Raw genomic sequence first — 19,106 nt, 5'->3', positions numbered from 1 at the left:
TGACGTGGCGAACGACGCCAGCACCGTTTTCGACCTAGTGATCCTCGGCGGTGGTAGCGGCGGTTACGCCGCGGCGCTGCGCGGGGCGCAGCTGGGTCTGGACGTCGCCCTGATCGAGAAGGGCAAGGTCGGCGGTACCTGCCTGCACAACGGCTGCATTCCCACCAAGGCGCTGCTGCACGCCGGTGAGATCGCCGACCAGGCTCGCGAGAGCGAGCAGTTCGGTGTGAAGGCCACCTTCGAGGGCATCGACATCGAGGCCGTCCACAAGTACAAGGACGAGGTCATCTCGGGCCTGTACAAGGGCCTCCAGGGTCTGATCGCCTCGCGCAAGGTGACCTACATCGAGGGCGAGGGGCGCCTGTCGTCCCCGACCTCGGTCGACGTCAACGGCCAGCGCGTCCAGGGCCGCCACGTGCTGCTCGCGACCGGCTCCGTGCCGAAGTCGCTGCCCGGCCTGGAGATCGACGGCAACCGGATCATCTCCTCGGACCACGCGCTCAAGCTCGACCGCGTCCCGAAGTCCGCGATCATCCTGGGCGGCGGCGTCATCGGCGTCGAGTTCGCCTCGGCGTGGAAGTCCTTCGGCACGGACGTCACGATCATCGAGGGCCTCAAGCACCTCGTCCCGGTCGAGGACGAGAACAGCTCGAAGCTCCTGGAGCGCGCGTTCCGCAAGCGCGGCATCAAGTTCAACCTGGGCACGTTCTTCCAGGGCGCCGAGTACACGCAGGACGGCGTCAAGGTGACGCTGGCCGACGGCAAGACCTTCGAGGCGGAGGTGCTGCTCGTCGCGATCGGCCGCGGCCCGGTCTCGCAGGGGCTCGGTTACGAGGAGCAGGGCGTCGCGATGGACCGCGGCTACGTCCTCGTCGACGAGTACATGCGCACCAACGTGCCGACGATCTCGGCCGTGGGCGACCTCGTCCCGACCCTCCAGCTCGCGCACGTCGGCTTCGCCGAGGGCATCCTCGTCGCCGAGCGCCTCGCGGGCCTCGCGAGCGTGCCGGTCGACTACGACGGTGTCCCGCGCGTCACGTACTGCCACCCCGAGGTCGCCTCGGTCGGGATCACCGAGGCCAAGGCCAAGGAGATCTACGGCGCGGACAAGGTCGTCGCCCTCAAGTACAACCTGGCGGGCAACGGCAAGAGCAAGATCCTGAAGACCGCGGGCGAGATCAAGCTCGTCCAGGTCAAGGACGGCGCCGTCGTCGGCGTGCACATGGTCGGTGACCGCATGGGCGAGCAGGTCGGCGAAGCCCAGCTGATCTACAACTGGGAGGCGCTGCCCGCCGAGGTGGCGCAGCTCATCCACGCGCACCCCACGCAGAGCGAGGCGCTCGGCGAGGCCCACCTGGCGCTCGCGGGCAAGCCCCTGCACTCGCACGACTGACATCCCTCGGGATCACGGACTTTTTCCACTTTCGTAAGGAGCAACTGGAACCATGCCGGTTTCCGTCACCCTTCCGGCGCTCGGCGAGAGCGTCACCGAGGGCACTGTCACCCGTTGGCTCAAGGCCGAGGGCGAGCGCGTCGAGGCCGACGAGCCGCTGCTGGAGGTGTCGACCGACAAGGTCGACACCGAGATCCCCTCGCCCGCCGCGGGCATCCTCTCCTCGATCAAGGTCGCCGAGGACGAGACCGTCGAGGTGGGCGCCGAACTGGCGCTCATCGACGACGGCTCCGGCGCCCCGGCCGAGGCCCCCGCGCAGGAGGCCGCCCCGGCCGCCGAGCCGCAGCAGCCCGCCCAGGCCGCGCCCTCCACCGAGGCCGAGGCGCCCGCGCCCGCCCCGACCGCCGAGGCCGCCTCCGGCTCCGGTTCGGCCGAGGGCACCGACGTGGTCCTCCCGGCGCTCGGCGAGAGCGTCACCGAGGGCACCGTCACCCGTTGGCTCAAGGAGGTCGGCGACTCGGTCGAGGCCGACGAGCCGCTCCTCGAGGTCTCCACCGACAAGGTCGACACCGAGATCCCCTCCCCGACCGCGGGTGTTCTCCTGGAGATCACCGTCGCCGAGGACGAGACCGCCGAGGTCGGCGCGAAGCTCGCCGTCATCGGTCAGCCCGGTGCCGCCCCGGCCGCCGCCCCGGCCCCGGCCCAGCCCGCCCCGGCGCAGGAGGCGCCGAAGCAGGAGGCCCCGAAGCAGGAGGCGCCGAAGCAGGAGGCCCCAGCGCAGGAGGCGCCGAAGCAGGAGGCCCCGAAGCAGGAGGCCCCGGCACCCGCTCCGGCACCGCAGCCCGCGCCGCAGCAGGCAGCCCCGGCGCCCGCCCCCGCGCAGGCCCCCGCGCCCGCGCAGGCTCCCGCGCCCGCCGCTTCGGCGAGCGATGAGGGTGCCTACGTGACCCCGCTCGTGCGCAAGCTCGCCCACGAACAGGGCGTGGACCTCTCCGCGGTCAAGGGCTCCGGTGTCGGTGGCCGCATCCGCAAGCAGGACGTGCTCGCCGCCGCCGAGGCCGCCAAGGCCCAGGCTCCGGCCGCCCCGGCCGCCGCCCCCGCCGCCCCGGCGGGCAAGCAGGCGCCGAAGCTGGAGGTCTCACCGCTGCGCGGCCAGACCGTCAAGCTGACCCGCATGCGCAAGGTCATCGGCGACAACATGATGAAGGCCCTGCACTCGCAGGCGCAGCTCACCACGGTCGTCGAGGTCGACGTGACGCGGCTCATGAAGCTGCGCGCGCAGGCCAAGGACGCCTTCGCCGCGCGTGAGGGCGTCAAGCTCTCGCCGATGCCCTTCTACGTGAAGGCCGCGGCGCAGGCGCTCAAGGCCCACCCGGTCGTCAACGCCCGCCTCAACGAGGACGAGGGCACCGTCACGTACTTCGACTCGGAGAACATCGGCATCGCCGTGGACGCCGAGAAGGGCCTGATGACGCCGGTCATCAAGGGCGCGGGCGACCTGAACCTCGCCGGGATCGCGAAGAAGACCGCCGAGCTCGCCGGCAAGGCGCGCGGTGGCGGCCTGACGCCCGACGACATGTCGGGCGCGACCTTCACGATCAGCAACACGGGTTCGCGCGGCGCGCTCTTCGACACCGTGATCGTCCCGCCGAACCAGGTGGCGATCCTCGGCATCGGCGCGACCGTCAAGCGTCCGGCCGTCATCGAGACCGCCGAGGGCACCGTCATCGGCGTGCGCGACATGACGTACCTGTCGCTCTCCTACGACCACCGCCTGGTGGACGGCGCCGACGCCGCCCGCTACCTCGGGACCGTCAAGGCGATCCTGGAGGCCGGGGAGTTCGAGGTCGAACTGGGTCTGTGACCTTCCCGCACGGACCGGTGCATACCGCAGCGGTCCGGGGAGCACGGAGGGTGGCACTCCGCCGCTTTCTGTAAGGTTCCTCACCCACGGCGCCCCCGTCCGGACCATGTCCGGGCGGGGGCGCCGCCGTATGGTTCGTAGCGACACCCTGTCGAAGGAGTCGTAGGAGCCCCCATGACCGCGCCCGTCGTCCATTCGCTGCGTGACCAGATCCGCGAGCACATCGTGGAAGGGATCGTGAGCGGTCGCTGGAAGCCGGGCGAACGGATCGTGGAGCGGCGTATCGCCGTCGAGCTGGAGGTCTCGCAGACGCCGGTGCGGGAGGCGCTGCGCGAGCTGGAGAGCCTGCGGCTCATCGAGTCGGCGCCGAACAAGGGCGTCCGGGTCCGCAACATCACGGCGGCCGACCTGGAGGAGTCCTATCCGGTACGGGCCGGGCTCGAACAGATCGCGGCGGAACTGGCCGCCGAACGGCTCGCCGCCGACTGCTCGGCCCTGGAGCCGCACGTGACGGCTTTGTACGAGGCCGACAACGCTTCGGACGGCACGGGCCAGGTGCGGCACACGGTCGCCTTCCACCGGGCGCTGGTCGGCGCGGCGGGGAACGCGGTGCTGCTGCACACGTGGGAGGGGCTGGGCATCGAGGTCTTCACGGCGCTGTCGATCCGCTGGCTGGGGACCCGGCAGCAGTCGTACGCGGAGGAACACGAGCAACTGGTCCGCGCCTTCAGGGCGCGGGACCCGCACATCGGGCCGCTGGTGAAGGCGCATGTGCTGGGGTGCGCGCCGAGGGCGTGAGAGGTGGTGCGGGGGGGGAAGGAGTGTCCTCCCGAAGGGGGCGCACAGCTCCTTGCCGCCCGGAGGGGGCACAGCCGCCGCACGCGCAGCCGCCGCGCGCAGCCGCCTCCCGTCCGCACAGCGCACGGCCCCTCCCGCCCCCGCACAGCGCACGGCCCCTGCCGCCCCCGCACAGCGCACAGCCCCTGCCGCCCCCGCACAGCGCACAGCCCCTGCCGCCCCCGCACAGCGCACAGCCCCTGCCGCCCCCGCACAGCGCACAGCCCCCTCCCGCCCGGGGGGCGCCCCGTATACAAGTCTTCCGCAAATCGCCCCCTCCCCCCGACCACCCCCGCCAATCTGTGGACAACTCCGCGAAACCCACCACACCCCTCACCCGATCCGGTGAGCGGTTTCCGCGTGGCCCCCGAGTTATCCACAGGCGCATCACCCCGCCCCACCTGAGCGCCGTACCCGCCACCCGAGCGTCGAGTCCGGCAAATCGCCCCAGGTCAAGCGACACTCGGTGCCGATTCGATGGGCACTGGATGCCAATTTCCCGTTCCGGGCAAGTTTTTCCCTCTCAGCCTTTGATCGATCATCGATCAGCGGCTTACAGTCGAGGACGGACTCCACCGAGTCCCGCGCCCTGTCCTGCCTCCACAGGGCTTAACACCCCCCTTCGACACGGAAGGCGGCGACATGACCGACCCCACCCGCATCCAGCCCAGCGAGCTCGACCAGCTCCCGGACCGCGACCCCGAGGAGACCGCCGAATGGCAGGCGTCCCTGGACGCCGTGACCGAGGCGGCCGGGCCGCACCGCGCCGCGTACCTGATGCGCCGCACGCTGGAACGCGCAGAGGGCAACGGTCTCGCGCTGCCCAAGCTCCTTGAGACCGACTACCTCAACACCATCCCGACCGCCGCCGAGCCCGAGATCGACGGCGACCCGGAGATGGAGGCCCGCGTCACCGCGTGGAACCGCTGGAACGCGGCGGCCATGGTGACGCGCGGCTCGAAGCACGGCGTCGGCGGCCACATCGCCACCTTCGCCTCCGCGGCCTGGCTCTACGAGACCGGCTTCAACCACTTCTTCCACGGCAAGGAGCGTGACGGCTCCGGCGACCAGATCTACGTCCAGGGTCACGCCTCGCCCGGCATCTACGCCCGCGCCTTCCTCGACGGCCGCCTCACCGAGGACCACCTCGACCACTTCCGGCAGGAAGCCGGCGGCAAGGGCCTGCCGTCCTACCCGCACCCGCGCCGCCTGCCCTGGCTGTGGGAGTTCCCCACGGTGTCCATGGGCCTCGGCCCGCTCTCCGCGATCTACCAGGCGCGCTTCAACCGCTACCTGACCAGCCGCGGCATCAAGGACCTCTCGCAGTCGCACGTGTGGGCCTTCCTCGGCGACGGCGAGATGGACGAGCCCGAGTCGACGACCGCTCTCACGCTCGCGGCCCGCGAGGGTCTCGACAACCTGACGTTCGTCATCAACTGCAACCTCCAGCGCCTCGACGGCCCGGTCCGCGCGAACTTCAAGATCGTGCAGGAGCTGGAGGCCGAGTTCCGCGGCGCCGGGTGGAACGTCGTCAAGACGCTGTGGGGCTCCGCCTGGGACGAGCTGTTCCAGCTCGACACGACGGGGGCGCTCGTACGGCGCCTGCGCGAGGTACCGGACGCGCAGTTCCAGACGTACCAGACGCGCGACGTCGCCTACATCCGCGAGCACTTCTTCGGCGCCGAGCCGGCCCTCGTCGAACTGGGCAAGCTGCTCAGCGACGACAAGATCCTGGAGTGCTTCAAGACCTCCCGCGGCGGCCACGAGCCCCGCAAGGTCTACGCCGCCTACCGCGCCGCGCTCTCCCACAAGGGACAGCCGACCGTCATCCTCGCGCAGACCGTCAAGGGCTTCACGCTCGGCAAGGGCTTCGAGTCCAAGAACGCCAACCACCAGATGAAGAAGCTCACGGTGGACGAGTTCAAGGACATGCGCGACCTGCTCGGCCTGCCGATCCCCGACTCCGCCTTCGTCGACGGCCAGGTCCCCTACGGCCACCCCGGCGCCGACTCGCCCGAGGTCCGTTACCTGCACGAGCGCCGCGCGGCCCTCGGCGGTCTCGCCCCGGCCCGCCGCACCCAGCCGCTCGCGCCGCTGCCCGCCCCCGCCGAGAAGGCGTTCGCCGCCTTCGACAAGGGCTCCGGCACGCAGCCGGTCGCGACCACGATGGCCCTCGTGCGGCTCCTGAAGGACCTCATCCGCGACAAGGAGACCGGCAAGCGCTGGGTCCCGATCGTCCCCGACGAGGCCCGCACCTTCGGTATGGAGTCGCTCTTCCCGTCCCTCGGGATCTACTCCCCCAAGGGCCAGACGTACGAGCCGGTCGACCGCGACCAGCTCATGTACTACCGCGAGGCGCAGAACGGCCAGATCCTCAACGAGGGCATCACCGAGGCCGGTTCGATGGCGGACTTCATCGCCGCCGCCACGTCGTACGCGACGCACGGCGAGCAGATGATCCCGCTCTACATCTTCTACTCGATGTTCGGCTGGCAGCGCACGGGCGACCAGATGTGGCAGCTCGGCGACCAGCTCGGCCGCGGCTTCCTCGTCGGTGCCACGGCCGGTCGTACGACCCTGACGGGCGAGGGCCTCCAGCACGCGGACGGCCACTCCCCGGCCATCGCGGCGACGAACCCGGCGGCGCTCACGTACGACCCCGCCTTCGCGTACGAGATCGCGGCGATCGTCAAGGATGGTCTGCGCCGGATGTACGGCGAGGCGCGCCCCGACGAGGACCCGAACGTCTTCTACTACCTGACCGTCTACAACGAGCCGATGCCGCAGCCGGCGAAGCCCGAGGGCGTCGAGGAGGGCATCCTCAAGGGCCTCTACCGCTTCAACACGGCCGAGACCGCCGGGATCAGCCTCGGCGAGAAGGCCCCCCGGGCCCAGCTCCTCGCCTCGGGCACCGCGATCCACTGGGCGCTCAAGGCGCAGCGGCTGCTCGCCGAGGAGTGGGGCGTCGCCTCCGACGTGTGGTCGGCGACCTCGTGGAGCGAGCTGCGCCGGGACGCCATGGAGGCGGACGAGGCGCTGCTGCGCGGCGAGGAGCGCGTCCCGTACGTGACGCGCGCCCTCTCCGGTGCGCCGGGCCCGGTCGTCGCGGTGAGCGACTACATGCGCCAGGTCCCCGACCAGATCGCGCAGTGGGTCGAGCAGGACTGGACCTCGCTCGGCGCGGACGGCTTCGGCATCTCCGACACGCGTGACGCGGCCCGCCGCTACTTCGGTGTCGACGCCGAGTCCGTCGTCGTGGCGACGCTCGCCCAGCTCGCCCGCCGCGGCCTGGTCAAGCCGGCCGCCGTCAAGGAGGCCCGCGAGCGCTACGGCCTCTGAGCCTTTGGTACGGGGCGGGGCGCGGCCTTCGGGTCGCGCCCCGCCCCGTACCCGTATCCGCCCTTTTGCCCGCTTCCCTGACCCGTGCGTGAATGGACTCGTCCCCGGGCGCCCGCGCACCTCGCCGCCGCCCGTGTCACCGACCGGAGCGGGAGCACGGTCCATGAAGATCGCCAACGTGCCCTCGGCCCCCTGCTGGGCCGATCTGACGACCCCCGACCCGAGTGCCGCACGCCGCTTCTACCGGTCCGTCCTCGGCTGGGAGGGCAGGGAGCTGCCGGGCCGGGACGCCGGGGGCTACGGGCTCTTCGCGCTCGACGACGGCCGTGCCGTGGGCGGTTTCGCGCCGACCGCGCGAGCGGACCGCCCGGCCGCCTGGCTGCCGTACTTCCAGGCCGAGGGCGTGGACGCGGTGACCGCGCGCGTCGAGGGCGCGGGCGGCACGGTCACGGCGGGGCCTTCGGACATGCTCGACCAGGGCAGGTACGCGGTGTGCGCGGACCCGGCGGGCGCGGTCTTCGGGCTGTGGCAGCGCCGCGCGCATCCCGGCTTCGGCGTCGTCAACGCGGTCGGCGGCTTCTGCTGGTTCGAGCTGGCGAGCCGCGAACCCGCCGTGCCGACCGATTTCTACGCCACCGTGCTCGGCTGGGCGACGACGAGTCCCGACGAGAACGGCTACCGCATGTGGACCGTCGCCGACGAGCCGTTCGGCGGGCTGCTGCGCATGAACGACTCCTTCCCGCCGCACGTGCCCCCGCACTGGATGGTGTACGTGGCGACGGCGGACTGCGACGCGACGGCCGCGCGCTGCGCCAAGGCGGGCGGCGGCGTGCTCGTCCCGCCGCGCACGATCGCCTCGGGCCGCTTCACCGTGCTGAGCGACCCGCAGGGTGCCGTCTTCGGGGCGCTCGCGCTGAACGCGCTGAGCGGCCTGGCGGAGCTGGCCTGAGCCGGGCGCCGTCCGGCCCGCCGCGCGGTCCCGCCCGCGGCGCGGCATCGGCCCTCTACCCCGCTCTCCCGCCGTCATAACCCGCGCGTACGTCGCAGAACGTACGTTCCCGCCCGGTCCGGCGTGCGCCGGGCGCGGTGAGGGCGGATGCTGTGCTGGTGATGGACGAGACGCAGTTCTGGGAGCTCATCGACTCCGCGCGCGAGGCGGCGGACGGCGATCCGGAGGAGCAGGCTGAGGTGGTCGTCGAGCGACTGCTCCAGCTCGACCCCGAGTCGGTCGCGGACTTCGCCCGTCATTTCACGGTGCGCTTCCGCCGGGCCTGGACGTGGGAGCTGTGGGGGGCTGCCGGGGTGCTGCTCGCCGCGCCCGAGGGGGCCGACGAGGAGAGCTTCGACTACTTCCGCTGCTGGCTCATCGCGCAGGGCCGCTCCGTCTTCGAGGGCGGCCTCGCCGACGCCGACTCGCTCGCCGAGTTGCTCCCCGACTTCGACGAGGAGATCGACGGGGACGCGGGCGAGCTGGGCGAGGCGGCCGAGGACGCCTACGAGCAGCTCACCGGCGCCCCGCTGCCCGCGCTCGGCCTGCCGCCCGAGCCCGAGGTCCCCGAGGGCACGCCGTTCCCGCTCGACGACGAGGACGAGCTGTCGGCGCGGTATCCGCGGCTGTGGGAGCGGTACGGGGGGTGAGGTGGCGGAGGGGAGCTGGGCCGCGTACGCCCCCGGCGCTCAGTCCGCGCCGCCCTCCGGTCCCACCACCGGGTCGGGCAGGTCCGGGGGGTCGGGGGCGAAGACGAGCATCGCGACGTCGTCCGTGATGTCGCCGCGCGCGTACGCGCGCAGGTCGTCCCAGAGGGTGTCGGTGAAGGCGATCGGGTCGTCCGTGCGCAGCCGGGCCGCGCGCGCGGTGAGCGGGTAGAAGGTGCCCGAGCGGTCGCGGGTCTCGGTGACGCCGTCGGTGTAGGCGAAGAGCCACTCCCCCGAGCGCAGCGGCACCGTCAGCGTGCGGTAGCCCTCGGAGGGCACGCCGAGGCCGAGCGGGGGGCCCGCGATGACGGGGAGTTCGCGGGCACCGCCCGCGTGGATGAGCAGCGGCGGCGGGTGCCCGCAGGAGACGATCCGCACCTCGGTGGAGCCCGGCGGGAATTCGAGGAGCACGGCGGTCGCGAACAGCTCGGAGACGGTGTCCGGGAGGCCCTCCAGGCGCCCGGCGGCGAGGACGGATTCGGCGTCGACGCTGAGCCTGCGGTCGAGCTGTCCGGCCACTCCGGTGAGCCGTTCCTGGTCGAGCACGGCCTCGCGGAAGGCGCCGAGCAGCGCGGCGACCGTGCCGACCGCCTGGAGCCCGTGCCCCTGCACGTCGCCGACGAGGGCGCGCACCCCGTACGGGCCCTGCCGGACGTCGAAGAGGTCACCGCCCACGAGCGTGCCGTGCTGGGCCGCGCGGTACAGGCCCGCGCAGCGCACCGGGCCGACGTGTGGCGGCAGTGGGGGCAGGACGGCGAACTGGGCGGCCTGGGCGACCGTGCGGACGGTGACGAGTTGTTCGTCCCTGCGGCGCCGCGCCCAGGCGATGACGACGCTGAGGACGGCGACGAAGGCGACGGTGACGAGGTCGGAGTCGCCGGCGCGGCCGAGCCGGATCGCGGGCACCCAGAGCAGGACGAGCACGATGCCGCCGAAGACGGCGGTGCCGAAGGCCTTGTAGGTGAGCGCGGCGAGCGGGGGAATCGCGCCGATGAGGAAGCCGAGTTCGAACCTGTTGCCCACGATCCCCTGGATCACGCCGAGCGCGAAGAGCAGGTAGACGGGGAGCCACCGCAGCCACCTGGGCGGGCGCGCCACGCGCAGCGGGTCGTCGGCGCGGTCCTGGCGGCGCAGCACCGCGCGCGCCGCGACCGCGACCCGCCACGGCCGGTTCTCGCCGCGGCTCGTCCTGACGGGCTCCGGCCCCTGCATTGGGTGTGCTCCCTCCGGGCCCGCTGTCGATCCGGACCGCTCGCCCCGCCTTCGTACGGCGCGGGTCCCACCCTCGTACGGTGCCGCCCGCGCCGCACGCCGGGTGGGCCCGGCGTCACTCCTCGGGGTGTACCGGGCGGCCCATGAGGACATCGTCGACGTACGCGCCGTCGAGATACATCTCCCCCGGCAGGACGCCTTCCACGACGAAGCCCTCGCTCTCGTAGAGGCGCCGTGCGGGCGTGTTGTGGCCGAGCACGCGCAGCGTGAGGCGGCGGGCGCCCTCCGCGCGGCAGCGGGCGACGGCGGCGCGGAGCAGGGCGCGGGCGACGCCCCGGCCCCGTACCGCCGGATCGACCGCGAGGCCCTGGATGGCGCGGACGTGGGCGTTGGCGGGCAGGGGGACGGAGGGGACGAGGCGGAGGTAGCCGACCGGGTGGCCCGGGCGCTCGGGGACTTCGGCGACGAGGTGGGCCTCGGGGCCGCGGTCCGGGCGGAAGAAGGACGGGAGCGGAGGCACGGGGCGCGGGGTGATGGCGTGGAGCGTGGACCAGGTGGCGGCGTCGAGGGCGGCGAGCGCGGCCTCGTCCCCGGTGCGGGCGGGGCGGACGAGGGGAGCCGCGGGCCGCTGGGCGGACGGGGCTATGGGCTGTTCGGTCGGCATGGGGTCATCCTTCACCGGGGCCGCTCCTCGCTCACGCCATTTTCCCGGCCCGGCGGGGCACGATGACGGCATGGACGAGCACGAGGACGAGACGGGCGCGGCGGCGGGCTTGGGTTTCGACGAGGACGAGGCGGCGGGGCGGGAGGGGCCCGCGCGGCGGCGGGTGGCGATCGCGGGGGCCTCCGGTCTCATCGGCGGTGCGCTCGCCCGCTCGCTGCGTGCCGACGGGCACGCGGTGGTGCGGCTCGTACGGCGGGAGGCGCGGGCCGGGGACGAGGCGCGCTGGGACCCGGAGGGCGGCGACGTGGACACGGCGGCCCTCGCGGGCTGCGACACCGTCGTGAACCTGGCGGGTGCGGGCATCGGCGACCACCGCTGGACCGACGCGTACAAGCGGACCATCCGCGACAGCCGCGTGCTGGGCACCGCGACGCTCGCCGACGCGGTCGCCTCGCTCGATCAGCGGCCCGAGGTCTTCGTGTGCGGCAGCGCGATCGGCTACTACGGCGACACCGGCGAGCGTGCGGTGGACGAGAGCGCGGGCCCGGGCGAGGGCTTCCTGCCGGATGTGTGCGTGGAGTGGGAGGAGGCGGCGGGGGCCGCGGCCGAGGCGGGGGTACGGACGGTGTTCGCGCGGACGGGGCTCGTCGTCTCGCGCGGGGGCGGGGCGTGGGGGCGGCTCTTCCCGCTCTTCAAGGCGGGGCTGGGGGGACGGATCGGGAACGGGCGGCAGTACTGGAGCTTCATCGCGCTCCACGACCACGTCGCGGCGCTGCGTCACCTCATCGACACGCCCACTCTAGAAGGGCCCGTCAATCTCACCGCGCCCGAGCCGGTGACCAACCGTGAGATCACGGCGGCGATGGGCCGTGTCCTGCACCGGCCCACGCCGTTCCCCGTCCCGGCCCCGGCGCTCCGCCTCGCCCTCGGCGAGTTCGCGGGCGACGTCCTCAGCAGTCAGCGCGTCCTCCCCCGCCGCCTCCTCGACTCCGGCTTCCGCTTCGCCTTCCCGCTGGCGGACGAGGCGATCGCGGCGGCGGAACGGGGCTGAGGCGGCGGGGACCTCGCGCGGCCGCGCGGCCCGCCGTGCCCCGTACCGAGCCACCCCGTGCCACCCCGCGCCCCCGTGCGAGCGCTCCCCCGGCCCTGTGCCCCGCTCCTAGGCTCGTCGAGGAACTGGGCTCATAGCGCGGGCTGTTCGGGGCACACGCCCCAGCGGCAGACGCCCGACCCCGAGGGAGGGGCCGTGTTCGATACGGCACAGCAAGCGGATGTGATCATCGTCGGAGCCGGAGTGGCGGGCCTCTCGGCGGCGCATCACCTGGTCAGCGCGGGAGTGACGGTCTCCGTCCTGGAGGCGGGAGCGCGCGTCGGCGGCCGGATGGCGACCGAGGAGGTGGACGGCTTCCGGCTCGACCGTGTGGGCCGGCTGCTGAGTACCGCGCACCCCGAACTGCGCCGCACGCCGGGGCTCGAAGGGCTCGTGCTGCGGCCCTTCGCCCCCGGCGCGCTCGTGCACAGCGCGGGGCGGCTGCACCGTATCGGCGACGGCAGGCGCACCAGGGGCGCACTGACAGCGGCACGCGCCCTCGCGAGCGCCCCCCGCCCGTACGGGGCCGGGGTCCGCGCGCTCGACCAGGCGCGCCTCTCCGCCGTCCTCACCCGGCTCGCGCACGCCGACGACGCCCGGCTGAGCGCGCGCGAGGAGCGCACGGCGGCCGACGCGCTCGCTGCGCAGGGCCTGCCGCGCCGTACCGCGCAGACCTTCCTGCGCCCGCTGCTCACCGCGCTGCTCCTCGACCCCGAGCTGTCCACGTCCTCGCGCGTCGCGGACTTCGCGCTGCGCGATTTCGCGCGGGGCCGGCTGTGCGTGCCCGAGGGCGGCTCGGGGGCGCTCGCCGAACGGCTCGCCGCGACGCTGCCGCCGGGCACGATCCGTACCGGTGTGCATGTCACGGCGGCGTCGACGTCCTCCGTGACGACGAAGGAGCACGGCGAACTCGGCTGCCGGGCGCTGCTCGTGGCGACGGGGGCGCGGGACGCGGCGGAGTTGTTGCCCGGGCTCCGCGTGCCGCGCTTCCACGAGGTGACGGTCTTCCATCACAGCGCGCCGGTGGCGCCCGCCACGGGTTCCTCGCTCGTCCTGGACGGCGACCGCTCGGGCCCGGTCTCGCACACGGCGGTGCTGAGCGCCGTGGACCCCGGCCGCGCCCCCGCCGGGCGCACGCTCGTCTCCTCGACGGTCCCGGGCCGTCCTCCGGCCGGTCTCGACGCCTCGGTACGGGCGCACCTCGCGGCCCTGTACGGCGTGCCGACCGGGGACTGGGAGCTGCTCGCCGTGCACCACGACGCGGCGGCGGTCCCCGCGATGGCGCCACCGCACGACCCGCGCCGCGTGGTCCGCGTCCTGGACGGCCTCTACGTGTGCGGCGACCACCGCGACACGGGTTCGGTCCAGGGCGCTCTCAGCTCGGGCCGCCGCGCGGCCCACGCGGTCCTGCGCGACTTCGGCGTGACGCCCACGGCGCGGACGCGGGGGTTGCCGGAGGTGGTGGCGGCTTGACCGGAACAGCCCCCTCCCACCCGGGGGGCTCCCCTGTTAACAGTCTTCCGCAAATCGCCGCCCTCCCCCGACCACCCCGCCAAATCTGTGGACAACTCCGGTGAACCCGCAACGCCCCTCACCCGATCCGGTGAGCGTTTTCCGTGCGGACCCCGAGTTGTCCACAGACCGCTTCCAGCCACCCCCCGTTACTGATATGCCGCCACCCGGTCCCGGTACCCCCGCACCGGGCCCGCGTCGCGGTACGGCTCCAGGCGGCGTTCGAAGTCGCGTACGTACTCGACCGCGCGGACCGAGCGCATCTCGCCCGCCGCCTGGGCGGCCTCGGCCCCGTGGGCGCAGGCCGCGTCGAGGTCGCCGAGGCCGAGGCGGGCCGTGGCGAGGACGACGCGGCAGAAGAGACGGCTGCGGGCGTAGCCGCTCCCGCGCAGCTGCAGGGAGCGTTCGGCGTGCTGCGCCGAGGCCCGGTACTGCTGGAGGTCGCGATAGCAGTGGCCGAACTCGTCGGCGAGCTGCGCCTCGTCGAAGAAGCGGGCCCAGCCCGGGACTTCGTCGCCGGGGCGGGCCGCTTCGAGCGCCCGCTCGGCGCGTACCAGCGAGGCCGTGCAGGACCGCGTCTCGCCCAGCACCCCGTGCCCGCGCGCCTCCGCCGCGTGCAGGAGTGCCTGCACGGCGGGCGGCACCGCGGAGCCGACGCCCTGCTGGGCGACCCGCGCGAGCTGCACCGCCTCCCTGCCGTGGCCGAGGTAGACGGCCTGGCGGCTCATCGTGATGAGGACGTACGCGCCGTAGACGCGGTCGTCGGCGGCCTGCGAGAGGCGCAGGGCCTGCACGAAGTACCGCTGCGCGAGTCCGTGCGCGGCGATGTCGTACGAGGTCCAGCCCGCGAGCCTGGTGAGGTCGGCCGCCGCGGCGAAGAGGCGGCGGCCGGTCTGCTCGCCGTAGACGCCGCGCAGCATCGGCTCGGCCTCGTGCTCCAGGTAGCGGACGAGGGCCTGGCGGGCGTGGCCGCCGCCGTAGGCGTGGTCGAGGGAGCGGAAGAGGTCGGCGACGGAGCGCAGCGCGGCGATGTCGCCGCTCGTGACCTTCTGCCCGGGGCCGCGTTCGCTCCCCGAGCGTCCCCAGGACGCGCCCGGCGCGGGGGCCGGTCCGCGCAGGGCTCCCGGCCTGGCCTGCTGGGGGACGCGGCCCGCGGTTCCCGTCGGCTGCGCGGGGACGGCGAGCGCGCCCACGGGGACGGGGTCCTGCCGGGGGGTCTCCGCGTTCTCCGCGCCCTCCTTGGGTTCCGGGCGGCCGGTCCGTGCCGCGCGTTCGTCCGCGAACCGTCCCACGCGCTCGTCGGGGCGCCCGATGAGCCAGTCACGGCTCGGGACGACGAGGCCCGCGGGGGTGAAGGCGATCTTGCGCAGTTCGGCGTGGCTCCCCGAGTCCTTGCGCCACAGGCCGCCGACGATGTCGACGGCCTCCTCGGGCGTCCCGGCGAATTCGAGCCCCGCGTAGACGGGGGCGCAGGCGTCGAGACCGAGGTCCTGGGCGCTGAGCCTGCGGCCGAGGCGCCGGGTGAAGACCTCGGCGATGAGTGCGGGGGTCGTGCCGCGCGGCTGCTGGCCGCGTAGCCAGCGGGTCACGGAGGTTTTGTCGTATCTCAGGTCGAGCCCGTGTTCCAGGCCGAGCTGGTCCACCCGCCGGGCGAGCCCCGCGTTGGAGAACCCCGCCTCCGCGATGAGCGCGGCGAGCTGTCGGTTGGGGGTGCGCTGAGGGGTTCGGTCCGTCATCAGCTGTGCGGTCTCCTGCCTTCCGGGCCCGAAAGCTGCCCTCGTGGAACGGCGCGAATGTAACGGTCGGCGAACGCCCCATCACGCCCTTCGCCCCTCGTTCATCCGATCGTGTGAGGATTGCCCGGAGAACTGACGGAAAGCGGGCCCTGGAGGCCGTACGCGTTCACTCTTTCGTGGCGCGTCAGTTTTTCCGCTGAACCGGGTGCTTCGCGGCTACGTGAAATCTCCCTCCCGGGAGCCGGCCGCCCCGCGGTTCACCCCCGCCGGCCCCCCTCCGGACCTTCGCCCGCTCCCATCCGGCCCCCGCCCGCCCCCGCGCCCGCGCTCGGGGGTGCCGCCGTACAGTGGCGAAGGCACGCGTTGGTGCCGAAGGACGCATGTGGGAAGGCACGCCGTGAGTGAGCTGCGATTCGTCCGTATGGGCCTGGAGTCCGCCGAGACGGAGTACACGCCGTACCTCGACGCCTGGGAGGAGCAGCGCCGGGTGCACGCGGCGCGCGTCGCCGAGGAGATCCCCGACACCTGTCTGCTCCTGGAGCACCCGCCGACGTACACGGCGGGCCGCCGTACCGAGGAGAGCGAGCGCCCCCTCGACGGCACCCCCGTGATCGACGTGGACCGGGGCGGCAAGATCACCTGGCACGGCCCGGGCCAGCTCGTGGGCTACCCGATCCTGCGGCTGCCGAGCCCGGTCGACGTCATCGCGCACGTACGGAACCTGGAGGAGGCCCTGCTGCGCGTGTGCGCCGAGTTCGGTCTCGACGCGACGCGGGTGGAGGGCCGCAGCGGCGTGTGGATTCTCGGGGACCCGGTCGAGAAGCGGCCGGGCGGCCTGACCCTCGAACTGGAGCGCACGGACCCGCTCTTCGACGCGCGCCTCGCGGGCCCCGAGTACGCGCCCTCCAACGCGGGCCAGCGGCACGAGGACCGCAAGCTCGCCGCGATCGGCGTCCGGATCGCGAAGGGCGTGACGATGCACGGCTTCGCGCTCAATGTGAACTCCGACACGACCGGTTTCGACCGCATCGTGCCCTGCGGCATCCGCGACGCGGGCGTCGCCTCGCTCTCGGGCGAGCTGGGCCGTGAGGTGACGGTGCGGGAGGTGCTGCCGGTCCTGGAGCGCCATCTCGCCGAGGTCCTCGCGGGCGCGGGCGCGCCGCCGCTGTCCACGGCGGTCTGACGGGGCCTCGGGCCGTACGCGAGAGAGACCGCCGCCCGCCCGGGAGGGCCGTCCCCGGACCCCAGCCGCGGGCCCGTGCCGGGAGACACCCCCGCCCTTGGGCCGTACGGGGGAATGCGCCTGCGGTTCGGTGGGTTGGGCACAGGGCGGGCCCCTGCCCTCACGGGCGTAGGCTGGGCCTCGCCGAAGAATCGAAAGCCACGACGCGCGATCGCAGCAGAAAGGGGCGCCGGGCATGTCCGCAGTCGCACCCGACGGGCGCAAGATGCTCCGCCTGGAGGTCCGGAACAGCCAGACCCCCATCGAGCGCAAGCCCGAGTGGATCAAGACCCGCGCCAAAATGGGCCCTGAGTACAACGAGCTGCAGAAGCTCGTGAAGAGCGAGGGCCTGCACACGGTGTGCCAGGAGGCCGGCTGCCCCAACATCTACGAGTGCTGGGAGGACCGCGAGGCCACCTTCCTCATCGGCGGCGACCAGTGCACCCGGCGCTGCGACTTCTGCCAGATCGACACGGGCAAGCCGCAGGCGCTCGACCGCGACGAGCCCCGTCGCGTCGGCGAGTCGGTCCGCACGATGGACCTCAACTACGCGACCGTCACCGGCGTCGCGCGTGACGACCTCGAGGACGGCGGCGCCTGGCTCTACGCCGAGACCGTCCGGCAGATCCACGCGCTGACCGCCGAGCGGCCCCTCGGCGGCACGAAGGTCGAGCTGCTCATCCCGGACTTCAACGCGGACCCCGAGCAGCTCGCCGAGGTCTTCGCCTCGCGCCCGCAGGTCCTCGCGCACAATGTCGAGACGGTCCCGCGCATTTTCAAGCGCATCCGCCCCGGCTTCCGCTACGAGCGCTCCCTCAAGGTCATCACCGAGGCGCGCGCGGCGGGTCTCATCACGAAGTCGAACCTCATCCTCGGCATGGGCGAGACCCGCGAGGAGGTCAGCGAGGCGCTGCGCGACCTGCACGAGGCGGGCTGCGAGCTGATCACGATCACGCAGTACCTGCGCCCCTCGCCCCGGCACCACCCCGTCGAGCGCTGGGTCAAGCCGCACGAGTTCGTGGAGCTGAAGGAGGAGGCCGAGCAGATCGGCTACTCGGGGGTCATGTCGGGCCCGCTCGTCCGCTCCTCGTACCGGGCCGGGCGCCTCTTCCAGCAGGCGATGGAGCGGCGCGGCGCGATGGCGGGACCGCTGCCGACCGTGTGAGGTCCGGCACAACGGTGCTCACCGCGCGGGTACGGGTCCCGACCCGTTCGCGTACGGGAACGGGTCGGGACCCCCGCGCTTCGTACGGCCCCGGAGACGTTCCCCCAGGTGGGGACGGTTCCGGGGCCGCCGCCTTTCACGGCTGACCGCCGGGCTGTCCACGGCTGACCGCCGGGGCTCGTGCCGCTTTCGCGGAAGAAGGTCTTCCGCCGCTTCATGACCGTTTGACCCTTCGGTCACCGGCTGGTAACACCGTGCTGTGACGCTGGGAGCGAGGCGCCGCGCCGGACCGGCGCGCTGTTCTCGCCCGTACGAGCGCGTCACCGCCGCCAGCCCCGGGGAGCCCCACCGTGCCGAGCGTCCACCACCTGCCGAAGGCCCGTACCACCCTCCTCACCCCGCTCTCCTCGGCCGTCCGTGCCGTGGAGTCCGCGCTGCTCAGCCGCTCCGCGCAGAACGCGCGTACGGCCGTGATCGCCGACCGCGCCCGGGCCAGGGAACGGGCCGAGGCGGAGGCCGTCCTGAGCGCGCTGCCCGCCCGCACGTCCTAGCGCGGGGCGCGCCACGTAAACTCCACAGCATGGCGAGGAAGGACACCGCAGAGAGCTCTGCGAATCAGGGGCGACTGAAACAGATCGCTCTCACTTACAAGATGACCCGACGGGTCGATCCGAGGATCGGCCTGGTGATCGGTGCCGTGGGGATCGTCGTCTTCGGCGTGCTCCTCGCGATCGGTTTCCTGATCGGCCACCCGGTCTACCTGGGCATTTTCGGCCTCCTCGTCGGCATCCTCGCGATGGCGATCATCTTCGGGCGGCGCGCCGAGCGTGCGGCGTTCTCGCAGATGGAGGGACAGCCGGGCGCGGCGGCCGCGGTGCTCGACCAGATGAAGCGCGGGTGGACGACGACGACCGCGGTCGCGATGAACCGCAGCCAGGACGTCGTGCACCGCGCGGTCGGCAAGCCCGGCATCGTGCTGATCGCCGAGGGCAACCCGAACCGGGTCAAGAGCCTGCTCGCGGCGGAGAAGCGCAAGATGGCGCGCGTCGTCTCCGACGTGCCGGTGCACGACATGATCGTGGGCAACGGCGAGGGCCAGGTCCCGCTGAAGAAGGTCCGGACGACCCTTCTGAAGTACCCGCGCGTCCTCACCGGCCCCCAGGTCACCGAGACCACCGACCGGCTGCGGGCGATGGGCGACATGATGAAGAACATGCCGCTTCCCAAGGGACCCATGCCGAAGGGCATGCGGATGCCTCGCGGCCCGCGCCGCTGATTCCTCCCACCCGTCACGACAACCGCCGAAGGGGCGGGCCCGCCAAGGGCCCGCCCCTTCGGCGTGCAACCACCCTGGGCGTGGAGGTTTCGGCCTTCGCC

At 73.2% G+C, this 19,106-nt stretch carries 15 protein-coding genes; 12 read left to right on the top strand and 3 right to left on the bottom strand.

Going from position 1 to position 19,106, the window contains the following annotated elements:
* The first annotated feature begins 4 nt into the window (after positions 1–4).
* The 6 genes from lpdA (at position 5) to ACIP4O_RS09305 (ending at position 9,071) form a co-directional block, all read left to right on the top strand.
* A complete protein-coding gene (gene lpdA / locus ACIP4O_RS09330) occupies positions 5–1,393 on the top strand; it encodes a dihydrolipoyl dehydrogenase (RefSeq protein ID WP_164283098.1) in 1,389 nt (462 codons plus the stop codon).
* Between the two features lie 52 nt (positions 1,394–1,445).
* Positions 1,446–3,257: a 2-oxoglutarate dehydrogenase, E2 component, dihydrolipoamide succinyltransferase gene (gene sucB, locus ACIP4O_RS09325; protein WP_401573219.1), complete on the top strand. Its 1,812-nt coding sequence runs from the start codon at positions 1,446–1,448 to the stop codon at positions 3,255–3,257.
* Positions 3,258–3,431: 174 nt separating this feature from the next.
* Positions 3,432–4,055: a GntR family transcriptional regulator gene (locus tag ACIP4O_RS09320; protein WP_361329767.1), complete on the top strand. Its 624-nt coding sequence runs from the start codon at positions 3,432–3,434 to the stop codon at positions 4,053–4,055.
* Between the two features lie 681 nt (positions 4,056–4,736).
* Positions 4,737–7,433 carry a pyruvate dehydrogenase (acetyl-transferring), homodimeric type gene (aceE, locus tag ACIP4O_RS09315; RefSeq protein WP_401573216.1) on the top strand — a complete coding sequence of 899 codons (2,697 nt, stop codon included), beginning with the start codon at positions 4,737–4,739 and terminating at the stop codon, positions 7,431–7,433.
* Positions 7,434–7,596: 163 nt separating this feature from the next.
* Positions 7,597–8,382, top strand: coding sequence for a VOC family protein (locus ACIP4O_RS09310; protein WP_401573214.1), 786 nt, complete (start codon positions 7,597–7,599; stop codon positions 8,380–8,382).
* Between the two features lie 161 nt (positions 8,383–8,543).
* Positions 8,544–9,071, top strand: coding sequence for a DUF4240 domain-containing protein (locus tag ACIP4O_RS09305; RefSeq protein WP_401573919.1), 528 nt, complete (start codon positions 8,544–8,546; stop codon positions 9,069–9,071).
* Between the two features lie 39 nt (positions 9,072–9,110).
* Here the strand turns inward: ACIP4O_RS09305 and ACIP4O_RS09300 are convergent, their stop codons facing one another.
* Together ACIP4O_RS09300 and ACIP4O_RS09295 are read right to left on the bottom strand one after the other, a co-directional pair.
* On the bottom strand, positions 9,111–10,340 hold the full coding sequence (locus ACIP4O_RS09300) for a PP2C family protein-serine/threonine phosphatase (RefSeq protein WP_401573212.1): 1,230 nt from the start codon (positions 10,338–10,340) through the stop codon (positions 9,111–9,113).
* Positions 10,341–10,455: 115 nt separating this feature from the next.
* The gene (locus ACIP4O_RS09295; protein WP_401573210.1) at positions 10,456–11,004 is read right to left on the bottom strand and encodes a GNAT family N-acetyltransferase; all 549 of its coding nucleotides are present in this window, start codon (positions 11,002–11,004) and stop codon (positions 10,456–10,458) included.
* Positions 11,005–11,074: 70 nt separating this feature from the next.
* Between ACIP4O_RS09295 and ACIP4O_RS09290 the strand changes: the two genes are divergently transcribed.
* Entirely contained in the window at positions 11,075–12,055 is a 981-nt protein-coding gene (locus tag ACIP4O_RS09290) for a TIGR01777 family oxidoreductase (RefSeq protein WP_401573208.1), read from the top strand.
* Between the two features lie 195 nt (positions 12,056–12,250).
* Entirely contained in the window at positions 12,251–13,567 is a 1,317-nt protein-coding gene (locus ACIP4O_RS09285) for an NAD(P)/FAD-dependent oxidoreductase (protein ID WP_401573206.1), read from the top strand.
* 188 nt (positions 13,568–13,755) lie between these two features.
* Here ACIP4O_RS09285 and ACIP4O_RS09280 read toward each other — a convergent pair whose 3' ends face one another.
* Entirely contained in the window at positions 13,756–15,342 is a 1,587-nt protein-coding gene (locus tag ACIP4O_RS09280; protein WP_361329787.1) for a regulator, read from the bottom strand.
* 397 nt (positions 15,343–15,739) lie between these two features.
* On the opposite strand from ACIP4O_RS09280, the gene lipB reads away from it, so the two are divergent.
* The 4 genes from lipB to ACIP4O_RS09260 all read left to right on the top strand — a co-directional run bounded on the left by lipB (position 15,740) and on the right by ACIP4O_RS09260 (position 19,005).
* Positions 15,740–16,525 carry a lipoyl(octanoyl) transferase LipB gene (gene lipB / locus ACIP4O_RS09275; RefSeq protein WP_361329790.1) on the top strand — a complete coding sequence of 262 codons (786 nt, stop codon included), beginning with the start codon at positions 15,740–15,742 and terminating at the stop codon, positions 16,523–16,525.
* A 235-nt stretch (positions 16,526–16,760) separates the two neighbouring features.
* Positions 16,761–17,729 carry a lipoyl synthase gene (gene lipA / locus ACIP4O_RS09270; RefSeq protein WP_401573203.1) on the top strand — a complete coding sequence of 323 codons (969 nt, stop codon included), beginning with the start codon at positions 16,761–16,763 and terminating at the stop codon, positions 17,727–17,729.
* A gap of 350 nt (positions 17,730–18,079) precedes the next feature.
* Positions 18,080–18,280 carry a hypothetical protein gene (locus ACIP4O_RS09265; RefSeq protein ID WP_361329796.1) on the top strand — a complete coding sequence of 67 codons (201 nt, stop codon included), beginning with the start codon at positions 18,080–18,082 and terminating at the stop codon, positions 18,278–18,280.
* A 29-nt stretch (positions 18,281–18,309) separates the two neighbouring features.
* Complete coding sequence (locus ACIP4O_RS09260) at positions 18,310–19,005, top strand: DUF4191 domain-containing protein (protein ID WP_361329799.1); 696 nt, start codon at positions 18,310–18,312, stop codon at positions 19,003–19,005.
* The last annotated feature ends 101 nt before the right edge of the window (positions 19,006–19,106 follow it).

This window comes from Streptomyces sp. NPDC088923, from assembly GCF_044749745.1.
GTDB lineage: Bacteria > Actinomycetota > Actinomycetes > Streptomycetales > Streptomycetaceae > Streptomyces.
The sequence above is the reverse complement of the archived record's forward strand: the minus strand, read 5'-3'. Positions and strand labels throughout refer to the sequence as shown.

Bases quoted from the DNA above. Each gene is read 5' to 3' on its own strand.
- sucB (WP_401573219.1), top strand. From the start codon at position 1,446: ATGCCGGTTTCCGTCACCCTTCCGGCGCTCGGCGAGAGCGTCACCGAG.
- ACIP4O_RS09320 (WP_361329767.1), top strand. From the start codon at position 3,432: ATGACCGCGCCCGTCGTCCATTCGCTGCGTGACCAGATCCGCGAGCAC.
- aceE (WP_401573216.1), top strand. From the start codon at position 4,737: ATGACCGACCCCACCCGCATCCAGCCCAGCGAGCTCGACCAGCTCCCG.
- ACIP4O_RS09310 (WP_401573214.1), top strand. From the start codon at position 7,597: ATGAAGATCGCCAACGTGCCCTCGGCCCCCTGCTGGGCCGATCTGACG.
- ACIP4O_RS09305 (WP_401573919.1), top strand. From the start codon at position 8,544: ATGGACGAGACGCAGTTCTGGGAGCTCATCGACTCCGCGCGCGAGGCG.
- ACIP4O_RS09300 (WP_401573212.1), bottom strand. From the start codon at position 10,340: ATGCAGGGGCCGGAGCCCGTCAGGACGAGCCGCGGCGAGAACCGGCCG.
- ACIP4O_RS09295 (WP_401573210.1), bottom strand. From the start codon at position 11,004: ATGCCGACCGAACAGCCCATAGCCCCGTCCGCCCAGCGGCCCGCGGCT.
- ACIP4O_RS09290 (WP_401573208.1), top strand. From the start codon at position 11,075: ATGGACGAGCACGAGGACGAGACGGGCGCGGCGGCGGGCTTGGGTTTC.
- ACIP4O_RS09280 (WP_361329787.1), bottom strand. From the start codon at position 15,342: ATGACGGACCGAACCCCTCAGCGCACCCCCAACCGACAGCTCGCCGCG.
- lipA (WP_401573203.1), top strand. From the start codon at position 16,761: ATGTCCGCAGTCGCACCCGACGGGCGCAAGATGCTCCGCCTGGAGGTC.
- ACIP4O_RS09260 (WP_361329799.1), top strand. From the start codon at position 18,310: ATGGCGAGGAAGGACACCGCAGAGAGCTCTGCGAATCAGGGGCGACTG.